The sequence below is a fragment of the Pseudonocardia oceanicola genome, assembly GCF_047200735.1.
Taxonomy (GTDB): Bacteria; Actinomycetota; Actinomycetes; order Mycobacteriales; family Pseudonocardiaceae; genus Pseudonocardia.
Map to the genome: position 1 here is coordinate 95,580 of NZ_JBJZON010000017.1, position 27,000 is coordinate 122,579.

The 27,000-nt window shown below is 70.1% G+C and carries 26 protein-coding genes; all 26 read right to left on the reverse strand.

All coding sequences use genetic code 11. The features are described 5' to 3' along the window. Nucleotide 1: 1 nt before the first annotated feature. Nucleotides 2-850 (reverse strand): ABC transporter ATP-binding protein, encoded by an 849-nt coding sequence (locus ACL02T_RS22685; RefSeq protein ID WP_412832756.1) that lies wholly within the window; start codon nt 848-850, stop codon nt 2-4. Between the two features lie 54 nt (nt 851-904). Further along, on the reverse strand, nt 905-1,735 hold the full coding sequence (locus ACL02T_RS22690; RefSeq protein ID WP_412832757.1) for an MlaE family ABC transporter permease: 831 nt from the start codon (nt 1,733-1,735) through the stop codon (nt 905-907). Nucleotides 1,736-1,772: 37 nt separating this feature from the next. Beyond that, nucleotides 1,773-2,612, reverse strand: coding sequence for an MlaE family ABC transporter permease (locus ACL02T_RS22695; RefSeq protein ID WP_412832758.1), 840 nt, complete (start codon nt 2,610-2,612; stop codon nt 1,773-1,775). 750 nt (nt 2,613-3,362) lie between these two features. Further along, the gene (locus ACL02T_RS22700) at nt 3,363-3,785 is read right to left on the reverse strand and encodes a hypothetical protein (RefSeq protein ID WP_412832759.1); all 423 of its coding nucleotides are present in this window, start codon (nt 3,783-3,785) and stop codon (nt 3,363-3,365) included. Then, the gene (locus tag ACL02T_RS22705; protein ID WP_412832760.1) at nt 3,713-3,994 is read right to left on the reverse strand and encodes a hypothetical protein; all 282 of its coding nucleotides are present in this window, start codon (nt 3,992-3,994) and stop codon (nt 3,713-3,715) included. Before ACL02T_RS22705 ends, ACL02T_RS22700 begins: the two co-directional genes overlap by 73 nt. A 74-nt stretch (nt 3,995-4,068) precedes the next feature. Continuing rightward, nucleotides 4,069-4,815 carry a glucose 1-dehydrogenase gene (locus ACL02T_RS22710; RefSeq protein WP_412832761.1) on the reverse strand — a complete coding sequence of 249 codons (747 nt, stop codon included), beginning with the start codon at nt 4,813-4,815 and terminating at the stop codon, nt 4,069-4,071. Between the two features lie 244 nt (nt 4,816-5,059). Next, nucleotides 5,060-6,238 (reverse strand): thiolase family protein, encoded by a 1,179-nt coding sequence (locus ACL02T_RS22715; RefSeq protein ID WP_412832762.1) that lies wholly within the window; start codon nt 6,236-6,238, stop codon nt 5,060-5,062. 76 nt (nt 6,239-6,314) lie between these two features. Then, nucleotides 6,315-7,274 (reverse strand): PDR/VanB family oxidoreductase, encoded by a 960-nt coding sequence (locus tag ACL02T_RS22720; RefSeq protein ID WP_412832763.1) that lies wholly within the window; start codon nt 7,272-7,274, stop codon nt 6,315-6,317. A 4-nt stretch (nt 7,275-7,278) separates the two neighbouring features. Next, on the reverse strand, nt 7,279-8,631 hold the full coding sequence (locus ACL02T_RS22725; RefSeq protein WP_412832764.1) for an FAD-dependent oxidoreductase: 1,353 nt from the start codon (nt 8,629-8,631) through the stop codon (nt 7,279-7,281). A 46-nt stretch (nt 8,632-8,677) separates the two neighbouring features. Then, nucleotides 8,678-9,037: a ferredoxin gene (gene fdxA / locus ACL02T_RS22730; protein WP_412832765.1), complete on the reverse strand. Its 360-nt coding sequence runs from the start codon at nt 9,035-9,037 to the stop codon at nt 8,678-8,680. Between the two features lie 38 nt (nt 9,038-9,075). Further along, nucleotides 9,076-10,188: a Zn-dependent alcohol dehydrogenase gene (locus ACL02T_RS22735; RefSeq protein WP_412832766.1), complete on the reverse strand. Its 1,113-nt coding sequence runs from the start codon at nt 10,186-10,188 to the stop codon at nt 9,076-9,078. A 70-nt stretch (nt 10,189-10,258) separates the two neighbouring features. Continuing rightward, nucleotides 10,259-11,770 (reverse strand): aldehyde dehydrogenase family protein, encoded by a 1,512-nt coding sequence (locus ACL02T_RS22740; protein ID WP_412832767.1) that lies wholly within the window; start codon nt 11,768-11,770, stop codon nt 10,259-10,261. An 82-nt stretch (nt 11,771-11,852) separates the two neighbouring features. Beyond that, entirely contained in the window at nt 11,853-13,064 is a 1,212-nt protein-coding gene (locus ACL02T_RS22745) for a cytochrome P450 (RefSeq protein ID WP_412832768.1), read from the reverse strand. 261 nt (nt 13,065-13,325) lie between these two features. Continuing rightward, nucleotides 13,326-14,501 carry an acyl-CoA dehydrogenase family protein gene (locus ACL02T_RS22750; RefSeq protein ID WP_412832769.1) on the reverse strand — a complete coding sequence of 392 codons (1,176 nt, stop codon included), beginning with the start codon at nt 14,499-14,501 and terminating at the stop codon, nt 13,326-13,328. Between the two features lie 10 nt (nt 14,502-14,511). Beyond that, nucleotides 14,512-15,690 (reverse strand): acyl-CoA dehydrogenase family protein, encoded by a 1,179-nt coding sequence (locus ACL02T_RS22755; RefSeq protein ID WP_412832770.1) that lies wholly within the window; start codon nt 15,688-15,690, stop codon nt 14,512-14,514. A 29-nt stretch (nt 15,691-15,719) separates the two neighbouring features. Further along, nucleotides 15,720-16,502 (reverse strand): aspartate/glutamate racemase family protein, encoded by a 783-nt coding sequence (locus tag ACL02T_RS22760; RefSeq protein ID WP_412832771.1) that lies wholly within the window; start codon nt 16,500-16,502, stop codon nt 15,720-15,722. Nucleotides 16,503-16,579: 77 nt separating this feature from the next. Continuing rightward, nucleotides 16,580-17,329 carry an SDR family NAD(P)-dependent oxidoreductase gene (locus ACL02T_RS22765; protein ID WP_412832772.1) on the reverse strand — a complete coding sequence of 250 codons (750 nt, stop codon included), beginning with the start codon at nt 17,327-17,329 and terminating at the stop codon, nt 16,580-16,582. A 13-nt stretch (nt 17,330-17,342) separates the two neighbouring features. Next, a complete protein-coding gene (locus ACL02T_RS22770; RefSeq protein WP_412832773.1) occupies nt 17,343-18,119 on the reverse strand; it encodes an enoyl-CoA hydratase/isomerase family protein in 777 nt (258 codons plus the stop codon). Between the two features lie 35 nt (nt 18,120-18,154). Continuing rightward, the gene (locus ACL02T_RS22775) at nt 18,155-18,913 is read right to left on the reverse strand and encodes an SDR family oxidoreductase (RefSeq protein ID WP_412832774.1); all 759 of its coding nucleotides are present in this window, start codon (nt 18,911-18,913) and stop codon (nt 18,155-18,157) included. Next, entirely contained in the window at nt 18,910-19,314 is a 405-nt protein-coding gene (locus ACL02T_RS22780; RefSeq protein WP_412832775.1) for a Zn-ribbon domain-containing OB-fold protein, read from the reverse strand. Before ACL02T_RS22780 ends, ACL02T_RS22775 begins: the two co-directional genes overlap by 4 nt. Beyond that, a complete protein-coding gene (locus tag ACL02T_RS22785; protein ID WP_412832776.1) occupies nt 19,314-20,480 on the reverse strand; it encodes a thiolase family protein in 1,167 nt (388 codons plus the stop codon). The genes ACL02T_RS22780 and ACL02T_RS22785 overlap by 1 nt, the downstream gene beginning before the upstream one ends. A 40-nt stretch (nt 20,481-20,520) precedes the next feature. Next, a complete protein-coding gene (locus tag ACL02T_RS22790) occupies nt 20,521-22,218 on the reverse strand; it encodes an AMP-binding protein (protein WP_412832777.1) in 1,698 nt (565 codons plus the stop codon). A 130-nt stretch (nt 22,219-22,348) separates the two neighbouring features. After that, nucleotides 22,349-23,536, reverse strand: coding sequence for an ABC transporter substrate-binding protein (locus tag ACL02T_RS22795; protein ID WP_412832778.1), 1,188 nt, complete (start codon nt 23,534-23,536; stop codon nt 22,349-22,351). Continuing rightward, nucleotides 23,533-24,315, reverse strand: a complete 783-nt coding sequence (locus ACL02T_RS22800; RefSeq protein ID WP_412832779.1) for an ABC transporter ATP-binding protein — start codon at nt 24,313-24,315, stop codon at nt 23,533-23,535. Before ACL02T_RS22800 ends, ACL02T_RS22795 begins: the two co-directional genes overlap by 4 nt. Next, nucleotides 24,308-26,146 (reverse strand): branched-chain amino acid ABC transporter ATP-binding protein/permease, encoded by a 1,839-nt coding sequence (locus ACL02T_RS22805; RefSeq protein ID WP_412832780.1) that lies wholly within the window; start codon nt 26,144-26,146, stop codon nt 24,308-24,310. The genes ACL02T_RS22800 and ACL02T_RS22805 overlap by 8 nt, the downstream gene beginning before the upstream one ends. After that, nucleotides 26,143-26,997 (reverse strand): branched-chain amino acid ABC transporter permease, encoded by an 855-nt coding sequence (locus tag ACL02T_RS22810; RefSeq protein WP_412832781.1) that lies wholly within the window; start codon nt 26,995-26,997, stop codon nt 26,143-26,145. Before ACL02T_RS22810 ends, ACL02T_RS22805 begins: the two co-directional genes overlap by 4 nt. Nucleotides 26,998-27,000: the final 3 nt, after the last annotated feature.

Consider the following 27,000-nt stretch of genomic DNA (forward strand, 5'->3'; position numbering starts at 1 on the left):
CTCAGTCCATCCCCAGCGGTCCGACGGCGTCACCCGCGAGGAACTGGCGCACGAACGGGTCCGGGGAGTTGAAGGCCTCCTCGGTCGGGCCGTAGTGCACGAGCCTGCCCTGCCACAGCACACCGATGTAGTCGCTGACGTTGCGGGCGGTGCGGATGTCGTGCGTGACGATCACGTAGGTGCCCCGGTGCTCGCGGTGCATCGAGCGGATGAGCTCGCAGAGCAGCCGGGTGCGGACCGGGTCCAGGCCGGAGTCCGGCTCGTCGAACAGCACGATGTCCGGGTTCATCACCAGTGCCCGGGCGAAGCCTGCGCGCTTCTTCATCCCGCCGGAGATCTCTCCGGGCGACTTGTGCAGCGAGGCGGAGAGCCCGACCTCCTGCAGCCGGGCGGTGACGATCTCCTTGATGTCCTTCTCTGACATGTCGGTGTTCTTCCGGAGCGGGAAGGCGACGTTGTCGTAGAGGTTCATCGACCCGAACAGCGCACCGTCCTGGAAGAGCACGCCGAAGCGCTTGCGCAGCTCGGTGCGCTGGCCCTCGGACATCGACCAGATGTCCTGGCCGAACACCCGGACCTCGCCGTCGTCGGGCTCGAGCAACCCGACGATGTGCTTGAGCAGCACGCTCTTGCCGGTGCCGGACGGGCCGAGGATGGTCGTGACGGCGTCGCGGGCGAACACGAGGTCCAGCCCGCGCAGAACCTGGAACGAGCCGAAGGCGCGATGGAGGTTGCGGACCTCCACCGGGTGCGGTTCGGACTCGGCCAGGCCGACCGGCGCGGCCGGTATCCCTATCGGCGTGGTGTGCAGGTCGTGGTCAGATCGGTGAGGGGGGTGGGGCCCCGTCATGGTCTCTCCTTGGGGAGCGGAGCGGCGTGGCGCCGTGTGCGGTGGGGGCGACGACTAGTTGGCGATGGGAACGATCACGCCGGTCCCGTAGAAGAACTGGAAGAGCACGGCGCCGCCCAGGATGCTGACGACGATCACGTTGACGACCATCGAGCGCGCGGTGTTCGCCCCGACGCCGACCGGGCCGCCCTTCGCGGTGAATCCGTAGTAGCAGGAGGACAGGATGATCACCGTCGTCGGCAGCATCGCCCAGACCAGTGAGCGCAGCAGCAGGTCGGCCGGGGTGGTGAAGGCCCAGAAGGTCTCGTTGTAGGCGCCCGCGGAAGCAGTGCCGTAGATCTCGACGCTGGTGACGTAGCCGGCGACGAAGCCCAGCCCCGTCCCGATCAGGAACAGGAAGGGGCCGGCGAGGATCCAGGCGATCACGCGCGTGCCGATCAGGTACGCGCGCGAGTCGATGCCCATGACCTCCATGGCATCGATCTCCTCGTTGATCCGCATGGAGCCCAGCTCGGCCACGATGCCGCAGCCGATCTTGGCGGCGACGATGTACCCGAAGAACATCGGGCAGGTGACCTTGTTGATGCCCGCCGAGTTGAAGAAGCCGATGTATCCCTGGGCGCCGACGGCGGTCAGCAGGTACTCCCCCACCTCGGCGACCAGGACCCCGCCGGTCAGCAGCAAGGCCCAGAGGATCAAGGAGCTGGAGAGGATCATGATCCCGGCCTGGCGCAGGATCTCGGTCGGGTAGCGGAAGGCGTTCGGCAGGGTCCGCAGCACCGTGCCGGAGAACCGCAGCAGGTCGCCGATCTCCTCGAGCAGGTTCGACGGGTTCGCGGGAGCGGTGCGGCGCCGCAACGGCGCGGCGGGGTCCGTGACAGTCACGATGAGTCCTCGTTCGGGCGGGCCGGTGACGCAGCGGTCAGCGGAAGACGGTGATGTCGGGGTTCGACCCGAGAAGGATCATGTTGAAGACGACCGAGACGATGTAGACGGCCAGGACCGAGATGACGACCGCCTGGTTCACCGCCCGGCCGACGCCCTCGGCGCCCGCCCGCGCGGTCAGCCCCTTGCTCGCGCAGACCACCCCGATGAGCAGCCCGATCAGGGCCATCTTGAGTACCGTCGCGAGCAGGTCGGCGAGGGTGATGTTGTCCAGGAAACTGGCGGTGAACGCCCCCGCGGAGGTGTCGCCGAGGATCACCGTGCCGAGCAGGCCCTCGAGCACCTGGAACGCGATGACGTAGATGTTCATCGCGGCGGTGACGACGGTGATCGCGATGACGCGGGGCAGCACCAGCATCCGGACGGGGTCCTGGCCCAGCACCCGCAGCGCGTCCAACTCCTCGCGGATCTTGCGGGCGCCGATCTCCGAGGTCGTGGCCGTGCCGATCACGCCCGCGATCACGGTGCCGGTGAGGAAGGGCGCGGTCTCGCGGATCACGAAGCCGAGGTAGACCCCGCCGAGCCGGTTCGGTGCGCCGAGGAACAGCAGGATCGAGATTGCGAAGGTGACGATCAGGAAGCCGTAGCCGAGGACCGTGATCGTCGTGGGCAGGAAGACCTTGCGGATGACGTAGGCGGTGTCGTCACGGACGTCAGCCCAGTACCCGCGGGGATTGCGTACGGCCGTCGAGACGAGCTGGCCGAGCAGCACGCCCATGTGCCCGATCTGCTCGAGCAGGCCACGGAGCGGACCGGCGGGGCGCGGGAGGCGGCGTCGGGGTGGTGCCGCGGGCGCGGTTGCGGGATGCACTGTCATGGAGCGCTGTCCTGTCGTTCAAGCTCGAGCGCCGTGGGCGGTCGCGTCCCACCGCCGTCCCGACCGAGACGGGAACTCGGGTCGGGCACGAACGGGGGAACGACGGCACCGGACTCCGCGCGCGGCGGAGTCCGTGCTGGGGCGACCGAGTCGTGGGGAGCGATGGTCGAGCCAGGGGGAGACGTCGGCGACGGGCTGACGAGCCTGCGTCGGGCCGACGAGCGGGGGTGCGTGGACGGGACCGCGACACTCCGCCGGCGGGGATCGGGGAGGTCGCGAGGGGACACCTCACCGAGCACGAACGGCTAGGGATGCCGGGCGGTCCCTGCATCGGGTGCCCGACGCGCGCGGGCGCGAAGCCGTCGACGACGAGCTCGACCGCACAGGGCCGTGCTCGGCTCAGCAGCACCCGGACGAGTCCGCGACGAGCGCGTACAGGCTCGCGGCAGGGCGCACAGGCCGATGGTGGTGGTCATGAACCTCTCGCCTCTCTTCATTGAGACCGTGAAGTTCGACGTACCGCGGGGACGGTGGTTCGCCGATCATGACGGGAGACAGCGGGGAGCGACTACCCGTCGTGCTGAGAAGAATCTCATCCGTGAGGGCCGGATGGGGACGTGTAAATTACCTGTGTTCGCCCGAATGGCCTAGCGGTGCGCTGTTGACGATCCCCGCTGGACCAGACCCGCGACGGGGCCGACTCCGTCAGCCGACGGGGGTCTTCAAGGCGGCGAGGAGTGCCCGGCAGCATCAGCGGCGCCGAGGGGCGAACCCCGTGACTCCGAACAGCGCCAGCGCGCCGACGACCCCGACCGCGGCCCGGGCCAGCGGCGAGCGCTCCTTCTCCGGCTCCTTCTCCACCGGTGCGGCCGCGGGCTGGGCCGCGGGCGCGGCCGAAACCGACACCGGGGGCGGCGGCCACAGCGTCTCCCCCGCGTGCGCCACGGTGATCCCCCGGACCACGATGTCGTTCAGGTCGAGCTGAAGGTGCCCGTCCTTGCCGGGGCCATCAGCTTGAGCAGGTTCAGCACGTTGGTGCCGTAGAGCCTGCGAGGCCTGCGCCGGCAGCCGGGCCGGCAGGTCGGTGTAGCCGATGATCGTCACGCCGTGGTCGGTCGTGACGACGTCCCCGGCCACCGAGCCCTCGACGTCGCCGCCCTGCGCCGCCGCCATGGCTTGACCCCGCGCTCGACCAGCGCGGCGACCCGCTCCTCTCGAACCGCGGCGCCAGCATCGCGATCAGCGTCGACCCCGCGCAGCTTGCCGATCTCGTCCGGCTGCGGCGCGTTGATCATCAGCACGACGTCGGAGTCCCACACCGGGCCCGACACCACGTCCGCGCCCGCCTCGACAGACGCCGCGTCCTCGAACCCGGCGGTCACTCGTGTGCGCTGTGCAGTCGACGGTCTTCAGCGGATCAGGCGGTCTCGGCACTCGTGCCCGATGCCGAGATGCCTTACAGCGTCGTGTAGCCGCCGTCGATCGAGAGGAACGCGCCGGTGACGAAGGAGGCCGCGTCGCTGGCGAGGTACACCACGGCGCCCGCCATCTCCTCCGCGGTGCCGACACGCTGCATCGGCGTCACCGCGGTCGCGCCCGCGATCATCTCCTGGGGCAGCCGGTCGACCAGCGCCGTCGCGGTCACCCCAGGGCAGATGGCGTTGATGCGCACACCGGCCGCGCCGTACTCGGCCGCCGCCGTCCGGGTCATCGAGACGATGGCCCCCTTCGAGGCGCAGTAGGCCGGCATCGTCGGGAACGCCACGTTCGCGGCGATGGAGGCGGTGTTGATGATGGACCCGCCGCCGTGCTCGATCAGCTTCGGGATGCCGTAGCGCATGCCGAGGAACACGCCACGGGCGTTGATGCCCATGATGCGGTCGTAGTTCTCCTCGCTGCACTCGCCGAGCGGGCCCAGCTCTCCGTCGATGCCCGCGTTGTTGCAGATGATGTCGAGCGTGCCGAAGTTCGACACCGCGGCGTCGAGCAGCTGCTGCACGTCCGCACCCTGGGACACGTCCGCGTGCACTGCGACGGCGCCGTCCCCGAGCCCCTTGGCGGTCTCCTCCTGCGCCCCGGAGATGTCGGAGACGACCACCTTCGCGCCGGCCGCGTGGAGAGCGGCGGCGATGGCGGCACCGATCCCGGATCCCGCACCGGTGACCACGGCCACCTTGTTCTCGAGCTGCTTCGTCATGTTCATCGCCTTTCCTTCGATCCGTCCGGCCCGCTCGGACACGGCTGTCCGCCGTCTCGAGCCACCGGATGCCTCGCCTCCGCCGCCCCGGGACCATCCCCGCCGCGGGGGCCGGTTCACCAGGGCAGCGTCGAACGTTCACTACCGTGTCGAACACGATCGGAACGCTCGGGACCGGCCGGAGTGCACGGCCCGAGCGCCCGCACGTCTCCTCGTTGCCGACCGATGGTCGGTGACGGGAACAGATGGGTCAGAGGCGCTCGACGACCGTCGCGTTCGCCATGCCGCCGCCTTCGCACATCGTCTGCAGCCCGTAGCGCCCACCGGTCTGCTCCAGGTGGTTGACCAGGGTCGTCAGCAGCCGCGTCCCGGACGCGCCGAGCGGGTGCCCGAGAGCGATGGCGCCACCGCGCGGGTTGAGCTTGTCCGGGTCGACCCCGAACTCCTGCTGCCAGGCCAGGGGGACGGGCGCGAACGCCTCGTTGACCTCGAACGCGTCGATGTCGTTCACCGCGAGGCCGGCTCGGGCGAGGACCTTCTCGGTCGCCGGGATCACGCCGGTCAGCATCAGCAGGGGGTCACTGCCGGTCACGGCGAAGCCGTGGAACCGTGCCCGCGGTCGCAGTCCCAGCTCCTCGGCCCGGCGCTCGCTCATGATCAGGACCGCCGAAGCGCCGTCGGTGAGGGGCGACGAGTTGCCCGGGGTGATGCTCCAGTCGACCTCCGGGAACCGAGCGCCGAGCGCGTCGTCGACGAAGGAGGGGCGCAGACCGGCGAGGCCCTCGGCCGTCGTGGTCGGCCGGACGGTCTCGTCCCGCAGGACCTCGTCCGCGCCCGGCACGGCGACCGGGACGATCTCGTTCGCGAAGCCGCCCGCGGCGGCCGTCGCAGCGGCCCGCTCGTGCGAACGGGCGGAGTAGGCGTCGAGCTCAGCGCGGCTCAGCTTCCAGCGGGCCGCGATGAGCTCGGCGGAGACGCCCTGGTTCACCAGGCCGTCCGGGTAGCGCCGGGCCACCGCCGGGCCGAGGGTGTCCTGCCCGAGGGTCGCCGTGCCGATGGGCAGCCTGCTCATGGACTCGACACCACACGCGATGACGACGTCGTAGGCGCCCGACAGCACGCCCTGCGCCGCGAAGTGGGCCGCCTGCTGGCTCGACCCGCACTGGCGGTCGATCGTCGTGGCGGGCACGTGCTCGGGGAGGCCCGCGCCGAGGACGGCGCTGCGGGCGACGTTGACGGCCTGCTCACCAGCTTGGGTGACGCAGCCGGCGATCACATCGTCGACCAGGGCGGGGTCGATGCCGGTGCGGTCGACCAGGGAGCGCAGCACCTGGGAGAGGAGCTCCGCGGGGTGCAGCTCGGAGAGCTGCCCCCCGGGTTTCCCCTTCCCGGATGCACTGCGGACGGCATCGACGATCACTGCGTTCACGGGTACTCCTTCGGGCGTGGGACAGCCCAGGCGGTAGGGCGCGCCGGCCAGGGGTCGGCGAGCATGGGTGGGGTGGTCAGAGGTCGAGCACGAGCTCGTCGCCGAAGGCCCGCGAGACGCAGACCATCATCCGGTCGCCGGCGGCCTGCTCGTCGGGCGTGAGGACCGAGTCGCGGTGCTCGATGTGTCCGCCGAGGACGTCCGTCTCGCAGGTGCCGCACGTGCCCTCGCGGCATGAGGAGTCGATGAAGACGCCCGCCGCCTCCAGCGCCTCCAGGATGGTGCGGTCCGGCGTCACCTCGACCGTGACACCGGACTGCTCGCACACGACACGGAACGCCGATCGGCGAACCGGCTCACCGACCTCCTTGGGGGAGAAGCGCTCGAGATGGAGCACCCCGGTTGGCCAGCCGACGGCGCGTGCCTCCACTGCCTCGAGGAGCGCCTCCGGCCCGCAGCTGTAGACGAGGGTGTCGGCATCGAGGCCGGCGAGCACGTCGTCGAGCGGGAGCAGGCCGTGCACGTCCTGGGGCCAGAACCGCACCCGGTCGCCGTAGGCGGCGAGCTCCTCCTGGAAGGCCATCGACTCGGCCCGCCGCCCGCCATACCACAGCCGCCAGTCCGCGCCCTCGCGGTGCGCTCGGGTGATCATCGCCAGGATGGGGGTGATGCCGATCCCGCCCGCGACGAAGAGGTACGACGGCGCGCGCTCGAGCCGGAAGTGGTTGCGGGGTCCCCGCACGGTGACGGTGTCCCCGACCGCGAGCTTGTCGTGTACGAAGGCCGATCCGCCGCGGCCCTCCGGCTCACGCAGGATCCCGAGCCGCCAGCGGTCGGCCTGCGCGGGGTCGCCGCAGAGCGAGTACTGCCGCTCCAGGCCCGCGTCCAGGACCAGGTCGACGTGCGCGCCCGGCTCCCAGGCGGGGAGCGCTCCCCCGTCCGCGCGTTGCACGGTCAGCGCCACGACACCGTCGGCGGCCGCCTGCCGGTCGGAGACGACCACCGTGTGCTCGGGCTCGGAGTGCTGTGTCGTCACGAGGTCACCGTCCGGTCTCGGCGAGGTGCCCCGCGCCGACGGCCCGGAGCTCCGCCCACTCGCAGATCTTCGCCCGGTCCCGGCCGGACTCCTGTCCCCGAGCCAGCTCCTGGGCGTCGATGCGGCGCCAGCCGCCGTAGTCGATGACCTCGGCGCCGAGCGCAGTCAGCCCGTGGTCGACAGCAGCCGTCCCGCTCCGCGCGGACCGGCCCGCGAGATCCTCGATGACGGCGGCGACGGTTTCGGCGGCGCAGGTCTTGTTGGTGCCGATGACACCCTGCGGGCCGCGCTTGAGCCATCCGGTGACGTAGAGCGAGGGAATGTGGTTTCCGTCCTCGTCCACGACCCGACCCGCCACGTTCGGCAGGACCCCGCGCGCGAGGTCGTACGGAAGCCCGGGCAGCGGGTTGCTCCGGTAGCCGACGGAGCTCAGCACCAGCCCGACGCCGAGGGTGCGGAACTCACCCGTCCCATGGATCGTGCCCTCATCGGTCCGTTCCATGCGCTCGATACGGATCGACTCCACCCGGTCCCCGCCCTGGATCGCGACAGGACGGGCCCAGAAGTGGATGTGGATGCGGCTGGGCTCGGACTGCTGGGCTGCGGCGTCGGCGGCCCAGGCCCGGAAGAGCTCCACGTTCGGCGAGGCGGCCTCGCCGGAGTCCGCAGCGCCGGAGCCGAGGTCCTGGAGATCGCCCGGGTCGACCAGAACACCCACGCCGCGGAGGTCGTGCAGGTCGAGGAGCTCCTTGGTGGTGAACTTGGCGTCGGCCGCACCGCGCCGGCACAGGATGTGTACGTCGCGGACGCGACTGGCGGCGAACGCCTCGAGCACCGACGACGGGATGTCGGTCGCGCAGAGCGATCCCACCCCGCGCGTGAGCAGCCGGGCGACGTCCAGTGCGACGTTGCCCGCACCGACCACCGCCGCGGCCGACGAGTCGAGGTCGAACCCGCCCGCCGCGTCGGGATGGCCGTTGTACCAGGACACGAAGTCCGACGCCGACCGGCTTCCCGGGAGCTGTTCGCCCTCGATGCCGAGTGGCTTGCTGTGCAGCGCGCCGGTCGCGTAGATCGTCGCGTCGTAGTGCGCGTCGAGGAAGGCGCGGTCGATGTCCCGGCCGAACTCGACATTGCCCAGGAAGCGGACCCGCTCGTGCTCCAGGGTGCGTTGCAGGCTCTTGACCACGGCCTTGATCCGCGGGTGGTCCGGTGCGACGCCGTAGCGCACCAGGCCGTACGGCGCCGGGATGCGGTCGATGACGTCGACGGCGGCATCGGTCTTGCGGACCAGCTCGCCGGCCGCGTAGATCCCGGCCGGCCCCGAGCCGACGACCGCGACGTTCACGCTGGGCATCCTCGCCGCCCTCCCTGCTCCGGTGTCCTGATGTGCGACGGCGTCGTCACGGCGCCGTCGGGATGTTCTGCCCCTGGGGGGCGGAGCTGACCAACGGGGTGTCCACCCCCACCCTGCCGACGTCGGGAGAGCCGCCGGGTTCACCCAGCGGCTCCTCCCGACCCGGCAGGACGTCGAAGAAGAACGCCCTGTTGTCCTCGACATGGATCAGCTCGTCCGGCGCCACCGACTCCTCGTAGGCGATCGCGCTCATCGGGCAGGCACCTTCGCAGGCCCCGCAGTCGATGCACTCGTCCGGCTGGATGTAGAGCTTGCGCGCGCCCTCGTAGATGCAGTCGACAGGACAGACGTCCATGCAGCTCTTGTCGAGCACGTCGATGCAGGTACTGGTGATGACGTAGGCCATTGTCGCCTCCTCGTTGACGGCGGACCGGACGGCCGAACTCAGTGCTCGTGCACGATCACGCCGCGGATGTTCTTGTGCGCGTCCAGGTCCTCGTAGCCCTGGTTGACCTGCTCCAACGAGTACGTCTGGGTGATCAGCTCGTCGAGCTTCACGTGCCCGCTGCGGTACAGGTCGAGCAGCTTCGGGATGTCGTACACCGGGTTGCACCCGCCGTAGAGCGAGCCCTGGATCCGCTTGCTCCACAGGGCCAGCTGCACGCCCGAGAGCTCGATCGTGTTGTCCTCGTACTGCCCCATCGAGGTGACCACGATCGTGCCGCCCTTGGACGTGGCCTCCGCCGCGTTCCGGACGACCTCGCTCGTGAGCTGGTCGATCGTGATGATGGTGCTGTCGGCGCCCACGCCGTGGGTCAGCTGCGTGACGAGCTCCTGGGCCTCCTCAGCCGTGGCGACCGCGTGGGTGGCGCCGAACTTCTCCGCGTTCTCCCGCTTGAACGCCACCGGGTCCACGGCGATCAGGTGCTGGGCACCCGCGTAGGCGGCACCCTGCACCGCGTTCGTCCCGATGCCGCCGATGCCGTAGATGACCACGGTGTCGCCGGGGCGGACGTTCGCGGAGTTGACCGCGGACCCCCAGCCGGTCGGGACGCCGCACCCGACGAGCGCCGCCTTGTCCAGCGGCAGGTCGTCGTCGATCTTGATCACGGAGTCGACCGGCACGGTCGCGTACTGGCTGAACGTACCGACGGTCATCATCGAGCCGTAGTCGCCGCTGGCGCCCTTGAACGGGAACCGGCCACCGGGCAGGAACCCGTCGAGTCCGTGGGCCCCCAAGTCGCACAGGCGCGAGTTGCCGGTGGCGCACCAGCGGCACCGTCCACAGACCGGGAAGAACGAGGCCACGAAGTGGTCGCCCGGCTTGAGGTCGCGAACCTTGGTGCCCACCTCGAGCACCTCGCCGGAGCCCTCGTGCCCGAACACCATCGGTGCGCGGAAGGGCAGGTGGCCCTTGACCATGTGCAGGTCGGAGTGGCACAGGCCGGAGTAGTCGTAGCGGACGAGAACCTCGTAGTCGTCGGGCGCGACGACCTCCAGCTCCTCGATTTCGAACGGCTTGCCTGCTTCGTGCAGAACTGCTGCCTTGGACTTCATCGTCTGTTCTCCACTGGGTGAACGAGCTTCGCGGGGGCGAGAGGACGGCCGAACGTGCTTCGGCCGGGTGTTACGGGGCGGCGGGGCTGGACAGGACCAGCGCGTACGCCCGGTTCTCGAGCTTCGGCTCGAGACCGATCTGCAGGGACTTCTGTTCGGTGTACTCGTCGAAGGCACCGGCGCCGAGCTCGCGGCCCTGTCCGCTCTGCTTGTAGCCGCCGAACGGGTACGCGCTGTTGGCGAGGTGCCAGTCGTTGATCCACACGGAGCCGGCATCGAGCTTGCGGCCGACCTCGAGGGCACGGTTGAGGTCGCGGCCCCAGACACCCGCGGCCAGGCCGTACTCGGTGTCGTTGGCGATCTTGATCGCCTCGTCGATCGAGTCGTAGCGAATGACGGACAGGACCGGGCCGAAAACCTCCTCGCGCGCGACGGTCATGTCGTTCGTGACGTCGGTGAGGACGGTGGGCTCCACCCAGAAACCCTTGGCGAACTGCTCGCCGGAGGGCGTGCCGCCGCCGAGGACGACCTTGGCGCCCTGCACCTTGGCGGTCTCGATGTACCCGAGGACGCGCTCGCGCTGAGCGGCGTTGATCAGCGGGCCGACGTCGGTGGTCAGCTGCAGCGGGTCGCCCATGACCTGCGTCTGGAGCCGCTCCACCAGGCGGGCCACGAACTCGTCGTGCAGCGACGAGGGCAGCAGCAGCCGCGTCCCCGACTCGCACGCCTGGCCGGAGTGCATCATGAACGCCCAGATCGACCCGTCCACCGCCAGGCGGACGTCGGCGTCGTCGAGCACGATGTTCGCGCCCTTGCCGCCCAGCTCGAGGGTGACCTTCTTCAGGTTCGACGCCGCGTCCCGGACGATCTGGCGGCCGACGTCGGTGGAGCCGGTGAAGGACACCTTCCGCACGTCCGGGTGGGCGACGAGGTGGGCGCCCACGTCCCGGCCCTCGCCGGTCACGACGTTGAACACGCCGTCGGGCAGGCCCGCGGCCTGCAGCTCCCTGGCGAGCTCGAGCGAGCCGATCGGGGTCTTCTCGTCGGTCTTGAGCACGACCGAGTTGCCCGTGGCCAGCGCCGGGATGACCTTCCACACCGCGAGCGGGAGCGGGAAGTTCCACGGCACGATGGCGGCACAGACGCCGATCGGCTCGCGGCGGATGACACCGCCGACGAGCGGCGGGCCGACGAGCGGGCCGGGCCGCTCGAACTCGTACCCGCGCAGCAGGTCCGCGAAGTAGCGGATGTTCGCGACGGGCATGATCTCGTTGAACGCGGCCGACAGCTTGAGCGGGAAGCCACCCTCGAGGGTGCCCAGCTCGGTCAGCTCGGCGCCGCGGCTCTGGATCGCGTCCGCCAGCTTGTCGAGCACGGCGGCGCGGGCGGCCGGGCTCTGGTCGCGCCACACACCCGACTCGAAGGTCTTCTTGGCGGCGGCGACCGCGAGGTCCGCGTGCTCCGTGGTGCCCTTGGCCGCGGTGGCGACGAGCTCCTCGGTGGCCGGGTTGAGCAGGTGGAACCGCTCCTCGGCGTCGACCCACTGGCCGTCGATGAACATCTGGTAGTGCGGGACAGTCATGTCAGCGTGCCTTTCGAGACGAGCCGGGCCATCGGGTGCCGCCTCCGTCCGGACCGGAGGAGGCGGCACCCGGCGGCGTGGGTCAGAGCTTGACGACGAGCTTGTCCGGGCCGCGGGTGAACAGCCCGACGTCCTTCGGCTCGAACCCGTCGGCGTACTCCAGCGTCGGGAAGCGGTCGAGGACCAGGTTGATCGCCGTCTCCGCCTCCCGCTTGGCCAGCAGCGACCCGATGCAGAAGTGCCGCCCCAGCGCGAACGCGATGTGGTCGGCCGAGCCGAGGAAGGCGTTCTGGGTCGAGATGTCGGTCCGGAAGATGTCGAACTTGTCCGGGTCGGCGAAGCGCCGCTCGTCGCGGTTCGCGGCGCCGTTCACCACGCCCACGACGCTCCCCGCCGGGATGACCTCGCCGGAGACCTCCACGTCGGCCGTCGCCGTGCGCAGGATGATCTGCACCGGCGGGTGGTAGCGGAGGTTCTCGACGATCGCGGCCTGGACCAGGCTGCGGTCGTTGCGGACGGCCTCCAGCTGGTCCGGGTTCTCCATCAGGTGCTTGATCGTGGAGGCGATGGCCTTGTCGGTGGTCTCGCCGCCCGCGATGAGGAGCAGCCCGATGAGGGCCTTGATGCGCTCGTCCGACATCACCTCACCCTCGATCTCGACCTGGGTGAGCCGAGAGATGAGGTCGTCGCCCGGGTTCGCCCGGCGCTCGGCGATAATCGGCAGGATGTACGCCGGGTAGTCACGCTGGGTCCGCATGCCCCACTCGTGGATCTCCGGGTCGTTCGTCAGGTTCGCCAGGAACGCCATCAGCGACGAGTACCAGTCGTGGAACTTCGGCAGCCCGTCCTTGGGGAGGTCGAGCATCTTGACGATCACGTTGATCGGGAACCACTTGGTGAAGTCCTCGATCAGGTCGACCGTGCCCGACTCGGGGAACTGCGCGACCATGTCGCGCGCGATCTGGTCCACCTCGGGGAACAGCTCCTCGAGGTAGTTGCCACGCAGCGCAGGCGTGATCAGCTTGCGGTTGATCGTGTGCTCGCGGCCCGACATCTGGATGACCGTGCGCCCGATGACCGGCTCCATCTGGAAGCCGTAGTTCTCGTTGCTGAACGCCTCGGAGTCCTTGTAGACGCGGGCGACGTCCTCGAACCGGGAGACGAAGTAGTAGCCCGACGCCTCGTCACGCAGCACCGGGTAGTGATCACGCATGATGCGGTAGTACTTGTGCGGGTCCTCGACGAACTCCGGGGAGGTCACCTGCGGGCGCGGCGGGACAGTGGTGGTGGTCATGTACCTCTCGCTTCTCCTCATTGAGATCTGAAGCCCGACGGTCCGCTCTACGCGGACTTGTGCCGTGGACGGACGGGACTGACAGTGGGAAGCAGCAACCCCGTGTGCGTGATGACCGTCTCACCGCCCGGTCTCGGCGGGGACGTGGAAATTACCTGCTCCGCTACCCGAATGGAGCAGACGGGTACGCGTACTCACCGTGGACGCTCGCATGTCCGGGCGGCCGGATCGGCCGTCCCGGACATGCACTACGCGCTCGTCCTACTTGGTCGTCCGCGCCCACTTGTGGATGTTGTTGCGCTGGATGGCCGACGAGCCGCCGATGATCGGCATCACCAGCACGTCCCGCACGTAGCGCTCGATGTCGAAGTCCTTGACGTACCCGTAGGCCCCGAGGACCGTCTGGGCGTCCAGGACGACCGACTTGCAGGACTCCGTGACGAACAGCTTCGCCATCGAGGTCTCGACGCCGCACCGCTCGTGGCGGTTCGCCATCGCGGCCGCGTCGTCGAGGACGAGCCTCGCCGCGTAGAGCCGCGAACGCATGTCCGCGAGCAGGTGCGCCACGGACTGGTGCTGCACGACGGGCACACCGAACTGCGAGCGCTCCTCGGCGTACAGCCTCGCGTCGTCGTACGCGGCGAGGCCGAGGCCGAGCGCCATCGCGGCGACCTCGAGCTTCTCGATGTCCAGGCCGGCGCCCGTGATCAGCGACCAGCCGTTGTTCCAGGCGTCCTCACCCCCCATCAGGTTCTCGACGGGGACGCGGACCTCGTCGAAGTGGACGTCAGCGGTCTTGGTGCCCTTGAGTCCCATGGCGTCCATCGCCGTGATGGTCACCCCGGGCGCAGTCGGCGGCACGAGCACGGCACTGAGGTTGCGGTAGCGCTTCCCACCCGGATCGGAGTTCACCAGCGTGTAGATGTAGTCGCTGATGCCCGCGCCGGTGCAGAAGCGCTTCGCCCCGTTGATGACGAGCTCGTCGCCCTCACGCCGCGCTGTCGTCTTCACGCTGGCCAGGTCCGCGCCGATGTCGGGCTCGCTCCAGCCGTACGCGAAGAGCATGCGTCCCTCGGCGATCTCGGGGAGCAGCCGCTTCTTCTGCTCCTCGCTCCCGCACTCCACCACCGTCATCCCCGCGTAGCAGCTGGCCATGATGTAGGGCACCGCCACGGCCATGCTGCGCCGAGACAGCTCCTCGATGACCATGAGCGTCGCGTGGACGTCCCGGCCCATCCCGCCGTACTCCTCGGGGATGGCGAGACCCGCCACCCCGAGCTCGGAGAGCGCGTCGAGCACGTCCCGCGGGAACTCGTCCGCCTTGTCCCAGGCGGCGGCCTTCTCGCGGGGCATCTTGTCCTCGACGAAGCGGCGCAACACCTTCCGCAGCTCGAGGACCTCGTCGGTGAGGTATCTGCTGGTCTCGACGGCCGTCATTTGCGCACCGTCACTTCGCCTTGCCGGCGGCCTTGAGGGTCTCGCGCGCGATGATGATCTTCATGATCTCGCTGGTGCCCGCGCCGATCTCGTGGTGCTTGGCGTCACGGTAGAGCCGCGCCGCCGGGTACTCCTCCATCAGCCCGTAGCCGCCCAGGATCTGCACGGCCTCCCGCGAGGCCTCGACCGCGGCCTCGGAGCTGTAGAGCTTGAGCACCGACGCCGCGCGGGTGCAGTCCTCGCCCCGCTCGAGGGTCCTGATGAGGTGGTAGAACATCACGCGCGACATCTCCACGCCGGTGGCGATGCGGGCGATCTTGTCCTGGATCATCTGGTAGCTGGCGAGGTGCTCGCCGAAGACCTGGCGATCGGTGGCGTAGTCCACCGCCAGGTCGAGGCAGGCCTGCGCGATGCCGGTGTTGGACGCGCCCTCGAAGACCCGCTCGTAGTCCAGGCCCTCGAGCATGTAGTAGAAGCCCTGGCCCTCCTCGCCGAAGACCTGGCTCTCCGGCACCCGGACGTTGTCCAGGAACACCTCGGCGGTGGGCGAGCTGCGCAGCGAGAGCTTGTCGAACGGCTGTCCGATGGTCAGGCCGGGGGTGTCCCGGTCGACCAGGAACGCGGTCCCGCCCTTGGCCCGCCGGTTCTCGCCGCTGGTGCGGGCGAAGACCATGAAGACGTCCGAGATCGGCGCGTTCGTGATGAAGGTCTTGGACCCGTTGATGACCCAGTGGTCGCCGTCCTTGACCGCGCGGGTCTTGGGGCTGAGCGCGTCCGACCCGCCGTGCGGCTCGGTGAGGCAGATCGAGGCGGAGGCCTCCCCGGCGAGCAGGGGCACCAGGTAGCGCTGCTTCTGCTCCTCGGTGCCGCGCTTGAGCAGGTGGCGGCTGATGAGGCTGATGCTGACGAACAGGGTGGCGTCGAGGCCGGCGTCCACCCGCGCCGTCTCCTCGGCGACGATCGCGCGGGTCATCAGGCTCCCGCCGCCGCCGCCGTACTCCTCGGGCGCGAAGCAGCCGAGGATGCCCTGCTCCCCCATCTTCTTCAACAGCTCCTGGGGCGGACGGCCCGCACGCTCCATGTCGGCGACGATGGGGCGGACCTCCCTCTCCATGAACTGGCGGACGACGCGCTGGAACTCGCGCTCCTCCTCGGTCAGCAGGGAGTAGGCGGCAGAGTCGCTTGTCATGATGTCTCTTCCCTCGGTCGGCCGGATTGTCAGAGCCCGAACAGTGCGCGGACCCGGTCGGTGTCCTTGTCGGCCAGCCGCTGGGTCTGCCCGGTGAGACTGGTCGGGGGGAGCCCACCCTTCTGGGTCAGGTCGACCCGGAGCTCGAGCATCTTGAGGCCGATGCTCAGCGTCTCGAAGACGGGGATCCCGCCGTCGAGCTGCGTCAGGCCCGCAGTCCCGGCGATCGTGCTGAGGCCGGCACTGCCGATGACGATCGCCCCCGCGCCCTTCTCGACGAGCGTGTTCGCCTGGGTGCGGATGTCCTCGACCACGAAGTCGGGGTTGGGCCCGAAGCCCTCGGTGAAGGCCTTCAGCGAGGGCGTCTCGATGCGCTCGACGCCGACGCAGCGGTCGAGCAGGCCGTTCTTGGCCACCAGGCTGTGGCAGGTCTCCCCCCATGCCCGGTCCTCGACGGTGACGACGCCGAAGCGGTAGGCGTACGACGCGGCGAGGTGCAGCGTGGCCTCCCACGGACCCACGACCGGCACGTCCACGAGCGTGCGCGCCTCGGTGATGCCCGGGTCGCCACTGCAGGCGACCATGACGCCGTCCGCCCCCGAACGCGCCGCGTCCAGCAGGTTGTGGATGACGTCGATGGAGTTCAGCAGGTACGGGTACCCGAACACCGTGTCCGTGGCCCGCTTGAGCTTCGCCCAGCGGTGCTCGATCTCGGTGTCCGGCCGCTTCACCCGGTCGAACAGCTTCGTCACGGCTTCGGTGTACGGCTCGGACCCACGTTCGGCGTTGATGTGGACGACGGCCAGTCGCATGTCATTGCTCCGATCATAAATCAAGCGCCCGTTCGATTCTAGGGCCCGCGACGGGCCAGGTCAAAGGGCGCCGCGTGTTAGGTGAGGACGCCGACCGACAGGCCGCCGCACGCGGTGAGCGTCTGCCCGGTGACGTAGCTGGACTCCGGTGACGCCAGGAACGCCACGCACGCCGCGACCTCCTCCGGTCGCCCCGCGCGGCGGGCCGGGATCCGCCCCACCTGCGTGTCCTGGAACTCCTGCGGGGTCGACAGGAACATGCCGGTGGCGATCACCCCGGGCTCGATGCAGTTCACGGTCACCCCGTGCCGGGCCAGCTCGACCGCCGCGGAGCGGGTGAGGCCCTCGATGCCCCCCTTGGCCGCGCTGTAGCTGATCCCGGCGACGGTCCCCCGCGCCGCGACCGAGCTGGTGTTGACGATCCGGCCGTAGCCCTGCCGCTTCATCGCGGGCGCGAACGCGCGCACGGTGTGCATGGTTGCGGTGAGATGCGTGCTCAGGACCAGGTCGAAGTCCTCGTCGGTCAGCTTCGACAGCACCGCGTTGCGCACGGCACCGGCGAGGTTGACCAGGATGCTCACGTCACCGAAGCGGTGGGCGACATCCGCCGCCAGGGCCTCGACATCCACCGACGAGGCGACGTCGCACGCGTGCGCCGAGGCGCTCAGCCCGGCCGCGACGATGGCGTCGGCCACCGTCTGGGCGGTATCGGCGGCGATGTCGACGACGCAGACGTGCACACCGTCGTCGGCGAGCCGGCGACAGATGGCGGCGCCCAGGCCGCCACCGCCCCCGGTGACCACCGCGGTCCGAAGGTTCCCGGTCATGGTGATCCTCTCGTCAGCGGCGCTTGTACTCGGGGGTGCGGCTCTCGAGGAATGCCGTGATTCCCTCGCGGTGATCCTCGGACTTGAACAGCTCCGAGAAGATCTCGACCTCGCGGCGGTGGCCCTCGTCGAGGGAGTGCCGGAGCTCGAAGTTCGCCGACTTCTTGGCGGCCTCGACCGCCAGCGGACCCGCGGTGTTGATGCGCTCGGCGATCTCCAGCGCGGCCTTCAGGGACTCACCCGTCGGGCAGACCTGGTCGACCAGACCCAGCCGGTGGGACTCGGCCGCGTCCAGCCGGTCCCCGGTGAACAGCAGTCGCTTCGCCGTGCCGACGGGCAGCGAGGAGAACAGCATCTGGGTGCCGCCCGCGCCGGGGATCAGCCCGAGCCGCACCTCCGTCACGCCGATCTTGGCGTGCTCTTCGGCGATCGCGATGTCGCAGGAGAGCAGCAGCTCCAGGCCGCCGCCGAGGGCGTGCCCGTTGACCGCGACGATCACCGGCACGCGGTGGCCGAACAGGAACTCCTGCATCTTCTGCACGCGCAGCGCCATCCGGGCGGCGCCCTCGCTGTCGATCGTGGTGAAGTACTTGATGTCACCGCCCGCGACGAAGCACCTGCCAGTACCGGTGAGGATCATCGACCGCAGTGTCGTGTCCTCGGCGATCTCGCGGGCCGCGTCCTCGATCTCGGCCGCCACGTCGGGATGGAGCGCGTTGACCGGGGGGTTGTCGATCGTGACGACACCCGTGGCGCCGATGCGCTCGAGTCGCACGTACTGGAAAGCCATCAGTGATTGCCTTTCGGACCGGAGGAGCAGGCGTCCTAGACGATGCGGCGCACAATGCCGGAGGGCAGCACGCGCAGGGCGAGCGAGAAGGCCGACCACGGCCACCGCGGCACGCAGACGTCCCGCGCGCCCCGCTCGATGGCGTCCACCAGGGCCCGGCAGCCCCGGTCGCTGTCGACCATCAGCCGGTGCGGCGGCTTGCCGGTGCGCGACTGCATCTCCGAGTCGATGTACCCGGGGCGCAGGAGGGTGATCGTGATGGGGAGCTTCTTCGCCGCGACGTCGCTGCGGATCCCCTCGGTCAGGCGGACCAGGGCTGCCTTGGACGCCGCGTACACGTTCATCGGGCCCGCCATGCCCCGCACCGCCACCACCGACGTCATGACGGCGAGCTGGCCGTGTCCCTGCCGGTACAGCACGCGCATCGCCGCCTCGCACTGCGCGATGCCGCCGACGAAGTTGGTCACCGCGGTGTCCCGGTTGGCGTCGAACCGCCCCGAACCCAGTCGGGACCCCTTGCCCAGCCCGGCGTTGACCACGATCCGATCGAGACCGCCCAGCGCCGCTTCGGCTTGGTCGAACGCCGCGAAGACAGAGTCCGCGTCGGTGATGTCCATCCGGATCGGCACGACCTTGCGCCCCGGATGCCTCGACTCGAGCTCGTCGCGGAGCTCTTCAAGCCGGTCCAGCCTGCGGGCCGCGATGGCCAGGTCGGCTCCGCGGGCCGCGAATATCCGAGACATGCCCTCCCCGAGACCCGCACTGGCTCCGGTGATGAGAACCTTCCCGCTCATGCGGTCGGCCTGAATACCGGGACGATGCGCTCGTTGCGCTCGTCGAAGTCCAGCTGCAGCGCCATCCCGATGCTGATCTCGCCCGGCTCGGCGCCGACGACGTTGGTCATCATCGTCGGCCCCTCGGCGAGTTCGACCAGCGCGACGACGTAGGGAGCCAGGGCCGCGAACCCGCCGCTGCCGCGTTCCACGACGCTGAAGGTCTGCACGGTCGCCTGGCCCGAGGGCCTGCGCCACTCCAGCGCGCTGGACCAGCAGTGCGAGCACAGCGTGCGCGGGTAGTACTGCCAGCGCTCGCAGTCGGCGCACCGCTGCAGCCAGAAGACCCGCTTGGCGCACTCACCCCAGAAGAAGTCGTCGACGTCCACGGCCGGGTCCACCCGGATCGAGTCGGCGCTCATCATGCCCTCCCCAGGATCAGGAAGCCGTTGTTCGCCAGCCAGCTACCCTGGCCGTGCACGAGCCCGATCTCGGCCCCCGCGACCTGGCGCTCGCCGGCCTGTCCGCGCAGCTGGACGACCGCCTCGACCACGGAGTCCAGTGCGGCGCCCATTCCGGGGTGCCGGAACGCCAGGGTGCCGCCGTGAGTGTTCATCGGCAGCTTCCCGCCGAGGTCGGCCATGCCGTCCGCGACGAAGGCGCCGGCCTCGCCCTTGGCGCAGAAGCCGATGTCCTCCAGCAGGATCAGCGGCACGATGGTCGCCGGGTCGTAGAACTCGACGAAGTCGACGTCGTCGAGGGTCACGCCGGCCTGGGTGACGGCGCGCTCGGCGGCCGTGGTGATGTGCTCGAAGCGCACGAGGCTGGGCGCTTGGGTCAGGCTGAAGAACGCCGCGGTCTCGCCGTATCCCTTGACGACCACGGGCCGCTCGCCGCGGGGTCTGCCGGTCACCACGAAGCCCTGCGCTCCGCCCGTCGAGATCAGGGCGAGCATGGATCGGGTCAGCGGGCTGCTGACCACCACATCGTCGACCACCGTGGACACGGTCAGCTCGCCGCGGACCTCGGTGTGCGGGTTGAGCAGGCCGTGCCGCCGGATGGTGACCGCGGGGGCCGCCAGCTGCTCCATGGTGGTGCCGTAGTCGTGCATGTGCCGGGCGGCCATCATCGCGAAGGCACTGGGGATCAACGGGCCGAACGGACGCTCGTAGGTCTTGTCGAAGCTGGTCATGTACAGCTCGATCGCGCCCTCGAGCCCCAGTGTCGTCGCGAAGTTGTCCGCCGAGAGGACCAGGACGTTGGATGCCTGGCCCGCGGCGATCGCCGATCTCGCGATATTGATGACGTCCGTGCCGGGTCGTCCGCCGTAGGGCGCCATCGACGCGTAGGACGGGCGCAGCCCGAGGTACTCGACCAGCTCTGCCGGGTTGGTCGCGAACGGCTGTGGGATGGACGACGACAGCACGAGGCCGTCGATGTCCGCGGCCTCGAGGCCGGCGTCCGCGACCGCGCCACGGGCCGCGTCCGCCAGCAGCGTCATGTAGGGCGGGGCAGCGACGCCCCGACCCACGATCACCTGCGACACCCCTGAGATGTAGGCGGGGTCGACCTGTTCCTGCTGCGGCACCTTCTACCTTTCCGAGGACGGGAGCTGCGGGCCCTGTTGCTCAGCCCGCGGACTCGACCAACTGCTCCCGCAGGACGAACTTCTGCACCTTTCCCGACGGGGTGCGCGGCAGGTCCTTGACCGCCACGACCTTCTGCGGCCAGAACGGCTTCGCCATCCCGGCCCGCTCGACGTGCGCGACCAGGTCTGCCAGCGTGGGCTCGGTTCCCTCGGGCACGATCACCGCGCACACCCGCTCGCCGAGCCGCTCGTCCGGGTAGGCGACCACCGCGACGTCTCGCACGTTGGGGTGCGTGTAGAGGGCGTTCTCGATCTCGACCGCCGAGATGTTCTGCCCGCCTCGGATGATGATGTCCTTGCTACGGCCCTCGATGCGGATCGCCCCGTCCGGCGTCTGCCGCCCGAGGTCACCGGTGTCGTACCAGCCGTCCGCGGTGAACGCCGCCTCGGTGAGATCCGGCCGCCCGAGATAGCCGAGGAACACGCCCGGCCCGCGGACCTGCAGGTTCCCGACGATCCCCGTGGGCACCGCCTTCCCCTCGGAGTCGACGATGCGGGTCTCCTGCCACGGGACCGGGAAGCCGTCGCTGGCGTCAAGCGTCTCGACGCTCGCCCCGAGCCGGTGGATACTGGCGATGCCGGTCTCCGAGCAGCCCCACAGCGGGACCAGGCTCGAGGAGAACAGCTCGTCCATGTCCACCGCGACGCCGGGCGGAATGGACGCCCCGCCGCAGGCGAACGCCCGCAACCTGCTCTTCGGCGCCCGCGCGCGCTTGCGCTGGGACTCGACCATGTCGAGGGCGAAGGTGGTGGAGGACAGGGTCCAGGTCAGGCCCTCGGACTCCATGATGTCCAGCATGCCCTCGACGTCCCACAGGTCCTGGTAGACGACCTTCTGCCCCATCGACAGCGGGACGAGCATGCCGTGGATGAAGCCGGTGAGATGGCCGAGCGTGGACGCCATGAACGTGACGTCCTCGGCTGTGAGGCCCAGGGAGCTGGTGATGACGTTCCGGTAGCCCGACCACGCGGTGTTGTGCGTGTGCAGGGCACCCTTGGGGGTCCCGGTGGTACCCGACGTGTAGACGAGCATCGCGACGTCGTCGGCGGTGGGGCGCAGCCCCTCCAGCGTCTCCGGCAGACCGGGCTCGAGCTCGCGCTTGGGTCGGACGAACTCCTCGGCGAAGTCCGTGCCCTCGCCTGTGGTGCCGTCCGCATCCACGAAGTAGAGGTGCTCGAGAGTGGCGATGTCCGCCTGCAGTCCGCGCGCCATGGTGGCGAAGTCGTACCCGCGAAACCGCTGCGGCGCCACGTAGACCTTGGTCCGCGCATCCGCCAGCATGAACCGGAGCTCGTGCTCCCGATAGATGATCGGGATGGGGTTCGGGACGGCGCCGACCCGCAGAGTGGCCAGCGCCAGCGCTGGGCCGGTCCAGCCGTTGGCGACCTGGATCGAGACCACGTCACCCTTGCCGACGCCCACGGCGAGCAGCCCGCCCGCGAACCGGTCGACGAGCGCCCCGAGCTGGCCGTAGGTCACCGTCTCCGGCAGCGGGTCGCCCTTGCGGTAGGACACGACCGCGGCCTTGTGCGGCACCGCGGCGACGTTGTCGAGGAAGTCGTCCAGGAAGGTGCGGTCCCGCCACTGCCCCTCGGCCCGGTACCGCGCCGCGTCCGCCGGGTCGATCGCTCGCAGCACCGTGCCCGACACATCACTCTCCTGCTGCCCCAACTCCATCGTTGCCGCTCCTCAAGATCCTGCGCGCTCCCGCCCGCAGCGTATTCGAACGATCGCTTGATTCATATAACTACACCCGATCGGAGACGCGGGTCAAGGGACCCGCGCCCCCGAGCGGAGGTACGTCTCGTCAGTTCAGGACGAGGTCAGAGGGCTGCAGACCGCCGTTGGCGATCTGGAACACGTGCAGCGGCACGTTCTTGAACCCGTCGTGCCCGTCGGCGAACGAGATGGTGGAACCGCTGCCCACCGAGGCACCCTCGAGCGGCGGCGCCGCCGATAGCGCGTCGGCCAGGGCCTTGCCGCCCTCACCCCCGGTCGTCGTCAGCGCCGAGGCCAGGATGTTCACTGCATCGTAGGTCTGCAGCGCGAAGTCGTTGACCTTGGTCTCGCCGTTGTGCGCGGCCGCATAGGCGTCGAGGAACGCCTTGTACTTCGGGTTTTCCGGGTCCCGGGCGAGCGCCACGTACAGGCCGGGCAGCTGGCCGTAGGCCGCGCCGCCGACCGAGACGGCATCCGGGCCCGCCATTGTGGTCAGACCGGTCACCGGAACCGTCAGGCCCTCCTCGACCATCGACTTGATGATCAGGCCGTAGTCGGCTCCGGCCGACCCGGCGATCATCACCGCCTGCGGGTTGAGTCGCTTCGCCGCCTGCACCACAGCGGTCATGCTCGACGAGCCGGTGGAGTACTGCACCGGGGTGACGGTGAGCCCGAGCGCCGCGGCCTCCGCCAACGCCTGCTGCGCGTACCCCTGCCCGACCGCACCGTTGTCGTGCAGCAAGGCCACCGTGGTGGCGCCCGCGGGCTTGGCGATCTCCAGCGTGGCCGTGGCCAGCTGCTTCAGGTCGACCGTGACGCGGTAGACGTACCGAGAGTCCTTGGTGACCTCGAGCGCGGACGCGGCAGGAACCAGGAAGGGGACCTCGCTGCGCTCGACGACCTCACGGGTGGCCAGTGCCGACGAGCTGGCGAGGGTGCCGACGACGGCGACCGCGCCGTCCACGGTGATCGCGCGCTGGGCGGCCTTGGCCGCATCGTCCGCGGTCAGCTTGTCGTCGTACACCTTGAGCTCGACCGGCCTGCCGCCCACGCCGCCCGCGGCGTTGACCTGGTCGACGGCCAGCTGAGCTGCCGCGACCATCTGCTCGCCCGAGACAGCCTGACCGCCCGTCAGCGGCGCCAGCATGGCCACCACGACCGCGTCGGAGCCACCCGCCGCGCCGCCGGTGCCCGACCCGCACGCGCCCACGAGGAGCGCACCGGTGAGTACGGCTGCCGCAGCTCGTCCTGCGCGCAACCACCGAACGTTCTTCATGCTCGACTTCCTTCGTTGTCGTGAAGGGACACTCCGGTCGCTTCCCGTGCAGCCCGTGTTCCGAAGTAGGCGCTGTGGACGTCGTCCCGGGTCGCCTGCCCGACCGGCGAGCTCAGCGCGACCCTCCCCCCGTGCAGGACGACGATGTCGGTGCACAACGTGCGGATCCTGGTGTCGTTCTGCTCGACGACGACCAGGGTCAGACCGTCTCGCCGCAGCTCGTCGAGGGCGGCGTAGATCCGGTCCACCACCGCCGGGGCCAGCCCCAGCGACGGCTCGTCCAGCAGCAGCAGGCGCGGCCCGGTGACGAGGGCGCGGCCGATGGACAGCATCTGCTGCTCCCCGCCCGAGAGCAGCCCGGCGAGCTGCCCGGACCGGTCGGCGAGGATCGGGAAGAGGCCGTACACAGTGTCGGCCACCTCGCCGACCCGCCGCCGCGCCGAGCGCAGGGTTCGGCGGCCAGCGGCCAGCAGGAGGTTCTGCTCGACCGTGAGGGACGCGATGACCTGGTGCCCCTCGGGCAGCAGGACAAGGCCCCGGCGGGCCCGCCGGTCCGGCGCGACCCCGGCGAGATCGGCGCCGTCGTAGCGGACCAGACCGCGCTCGGGCCGCACACGCCCGGCAATGGTGTTCATCAGGGTCGACTTGCCAGCACCGTTCATGCCGACCACGCCCAGCGCTGCTCCGACAGGCAGCGCGAGGTCCACGTCCACGATGGCGTGTACGCCCTTGCGGTAGCCGGCCGAGACCCCGATCAGGGTCAGGACGTCCTCAGGCACGAGTGGCCTCCGATCCGAGATAGGCACCGATGACCCGCTCGGCGCGCAGCACCTCCGCCGGGTCGCCCTCTGCGATCACCCGGCCCCCGTCGAGCACGACCATGCGGTCGCTGATCCCGGCGACGAAGGAGACGTTGTGGTCGATGAGGACGACCGTCAGGTGCCGCTCGCGCAGGCGTCGGATGACCGAGGCGAGCTGGTCCCGCTCCTCGTCCGTGAGGCCCGCGCCCGGCTCGTCGAGCATCAGGAGCTGCGGGCCGAGCATCAGGGTCCGGGCTATCTCCGCCAGCCGCTGCACGCCGTAGGGCTGGTCCGAGGCGCGCCCGAGGGCGCGGTCCCGCAGACCGAGGTCGGTCAAGAGGGCCAGGGCCTCGTCGCGGCGCCTCCGGTCGTCCGCCCGGGCCGCGGGGGTGTACAGGCTCTGGCGCACCAGGCCCGCCGCCGACCGGATCTCACCGCCCAGCATCACGTTCTCCAGCAGCGAGAGGTCCGGGACCAGGCTCGGGAGCTGGAAGGTGCGTCCGATGCCCCGGCGGCGGACCTCGTGCGGCGCGGCGCCGACGAGCTCGCGCCCGTGTAGCAGGACGGCGCCCTCAGCGGGGGCGACCTCACCGGTGATGGCATTGAAGAGGGTGGTCTTGCCGGCGCCGTTCGGCCCGACGAGACCGATCACCTCGCCCGGGGCCACGGACAGGGACACCTCCGAGACCGCCTTCACCCCGCCGAACCGCACGCTCACGCCGTCGACGACCAGGATCGGCTCGGCAGGCCCGTGCGCCTCGGCGTCCGCCACCCTGGCGGTGGCCGCTGCGACGCCCGCGACCGCGGCGTCCGAACTGTCGATGACCGACAGGAGCGGGGCCCTGCGCCTGCGTCGCCAGAGATCGAAGGCAAGGGTGACCAGGCCGTGCCTACCCAGCGTCATCAGCACCACCACCGCGACGCCGTAGACGACCGGCTCGAGGCTGCCCAGCTGCGCGCCCATCTCGTCGATCAGCAGCAACACGACGACGCCGACGATCGGCCCCGCCCACGTGCCCGCGCCGCCGATCACGACCGCGAGCAGGAGCTCGATCAGCCGCAGGATCGAGAACGACTCCGGGGAGATCGTGAGCTGGAAGTGGGCGTACATCGCGCCGGCCAGACCCGCCAGGCCGCCGGAGAGGACGAACACGCTGAACCGCAGCCGGCCCGCGTCCAGACCCGAAGCGGACAGCGAACGCGGCGCCTCGCGCAGCGCGGCCAACTTGCGACCGTAGCCGGAGCGAGATATGCGCCAGGTCAGCTCGGCGACCAGCCACACGATCACCACACTGAGGACGAGATAGGGCACCTTGCCGCCGACCAGCGGGGCCCCTGCGACCTCGGGAGGCTGGATGTCGTAGAGGCCACCTGCGCCACCGGTCACGTCGTCCCACTGCGCGAAGACCTCGATCATCGCGACCGCGAAGCCCAGGGTCACGATGGCGATGAAGATGTCCTTGATCCGGCTCGTGGGCAGGATCAACACCGCCGCGAACAGGGCTGCGACCACCGCGCCCAGCGGGAAGGAGATCCAGAACGGCAGGCCCCAGGTGTTCTCCGCGTAGACGCTCGCGTAGGCCCCGATGCCGTAGAGCGCGATGCTCGCCAGGGAGAAGATGCCCGCGTAGCCGAACACCAGGTTGAATCCGGCTGTGAGCACGTAGGACACCGCGCCGGCCGTGGCCAGGAAGGTCAGGTAGGAGTCGCCCGAGACCGCCAGCACGACCAGGGCGAGGGCCACCGGTACTCCGATGTGGACTGCCAGGTCGGCCGGGCCCGGACTGCGTCGCTTCGCCACGGTGTTCACACCCGCTCCGCAGTCTTCGTGCCCGCGAACGCGCCCTGCGGTCGGAAGTACAGGGCCACCAGGAGCACCACGAACACCGGGACGAGTACGTAGTCGGTGGTCAGGTACCGCGCGACGAGCGCACTGACGGCGGCGACCAGCAACACGCCCAGGGCCGACGAGCGCAACCCCTGCACGCCGCCGACGACCGCACCGATCGCGGCGACGAGCAGCAGGTGCATGCCCAGCGACACCGAGATTCCGGCCACGGCCACCTGCAGCACGCCGGTGACCGCCGAGCAGAACCCGCCCAGCGCCCACGCGAGAAGGTGGTGGCGGGAGGGGTTGGTGCCGTAGAGCTGGGCCAGCGGCTCGTTCGCCGCGCAGGCCTCCATCATGCGGCCGATCATGGTCCGGTCGAAGAGCGCGATCACGACCAGCACCACGGCCACACCCGCGGCGATCACCAGCAGCCGCTGGTAGCCGATCTGGGCGCCCGCGAGTTCGAAGCCGCCCGGCAGCCAGGGGTCCGCGGCCGTCGAGACCCCGCCGAAGACCCAGTGACCCACGGCCTCCAGCGCGACGGAGAACCCGACCGTCGCGAGCGTCATCGCGATCAGCGGGGCGTGCAGCAGCCGTCCGGGCAGCACCGTCGTGAGGTAGGTCAGCACACCGAGGGCGGTACCGACGACGAGCGCCACCACGACTCCGAGGAGGCCGTTCGCGAACTGCACCGCGGTGTACCCGCAGGCGATGCACACGGTTCCCGCTGCGAAGTTGATGACACCGCTCATGCGGTAGATCACGCTGAGCCCGACGGCGAGCGGGGCGAGCACGGCTGCGTCGGACAACATCGTCAGTAGGAGATCCACCTT

What these genes read in the sequence shown, in the direction of transcription:
- ACL02T_RS22685 (WP_412832756.1), bottom strand. Translation starts at nt 850, where the DNA reads ATGACGGGGCCCCACCCCCCTCACCGATCTGACCACGACCTGCACACC.
- ACL02T_RS22695 (WP_412832758.1), bottom strand. Translation starts at nt 2,612, where the DNA reads ATGACAGTGCATCCCGCAACCGCGCCCGCGGCACCACCCCGACGCCGC.
- ACL02T_RS22700 (WP_412832759.1), bottom strand. Translation starts at nt 3,785, where the DNA reads ATGGCGGCGGCGCAGGGCGGCGACGTCGAGGGCTCGGTGGCCGGGGAC.
- ACL02T_RS22710 (WP_412832761.1), bottom strand. Translation starts at nt 4,815, where the DNA reads ATGAACATGACGAAGCAGCTCGAGAACAAGGTGGCCGTGGTCACCGGT.
- ACL02T_RS22725 (WP_412832764.1), bottom strand. Translation starts at nt 8,631, where the DNA reads ATGCCCAGCGTGAACGTCGCGGTCGTCGGCTCGGGGCCGGCCGGGATC.
- fdxA (WP_412832765.1), bottom strand. Translation starts at nt 9,037, where the DNA reads ATGGCCTACGTCATCACCAGTACCTGCATCGACGTGCTCGACAAGAGC.
- ACL02T_RS22735 (WP_412832766.1), bottom strand. Translation starts at nt 10,188, where the DNA reads ATGAAGTCCAAGGCAGCAGTTCTGCACGAAGCAGGCAAGCCGTTCGAA.
- ACL02T_RS22740 (WP_412832767.1), bottom strand. Translation starts at nt 11,770, where the DNA reads ATGACTGTCCCGCACTACCAGATGTTCATCGACGGCCAGTGGGTCGAC.
- ACL02T_RS22745 (WP_412832768.1), bottom strand. Translation starts at nt 13,064, where the DNA reads ATGACCACCACCACTGTCCCGCCGCGCCCGCAGGTGACCTCCCCGGAG.
- ACL02T_RS22750 (WP_412832769.1), bottom strand. Translation starts at nt 14,501, where the DNA reads ATGACGGCCGTCGAGACCAGCAGATACCTCACCGACGAGGTCCTCGAG.
- ACL02T_RS22755 (WP_412832770.1), bottom strand. Translation starts at nt 15,690, where the DNA reads ATGACAAGCGACTCTGCCGCCTACTCCCTGCTGACCGAGGAGGAGCGC.
- ACL02T_RS22760 (WP_412832771.1), bottom strand. Translation starts at nt 16,502, where the DNA reads ATGCGACTGGCCGTCGTCCACATCAACGCCGAACGTGGGTCCGAGCCG.
- ACL02T_RS22765 (WP_412832772.1), bottom strand. Translation starts at nt 17,329, where the DNA reads ATGACCGGGAACCTTCGGACCGCGGTGGTCACCGGGGGCGGTGGCGGC.
- ACL02T_RS22770 (WP_412832773.1), bottom strand. Translation starts at nt 18,119, where the DNA reads ATGGCTTTCCAGTACGTGCGACTCGAGCGCATCGGCGCCACGGGTGTC.
- ACL02T_RS22775 (WP_412832774.1), bottom strand. Translation starts at nt 18,913, where the DNA reads ATGAGCGGGAAGGTTCTCATCACCGGAGCCAGTGCGGGTCTCGGGGAG.
- ACL02T_RS22780 (WP_412832775.1), bottom strand. Translation starts at nt 19,314, where the DNA reads ATGAGCGCCGACTCGATCCGGGTGGACCCGGCCGTGGACGTCGACGAC.
- ACL02T_RS22790 (WP_412832777.1), bottom strand. Translation starts at nt 22,218, where the DNA reads ATGGAGTTGGGGCAGCAGGAGAGTGATGTGTCGGGCACGGTGCTGCGA.
- ACL02T_RS22795 (WP_412832778.1), bottom strand. Translation starts at nt 23,536, where the DNA reads ATGAAGAACGTTCGGTGGTTGCGCGCAGGACGAGCTGCGGCAGCCGTA.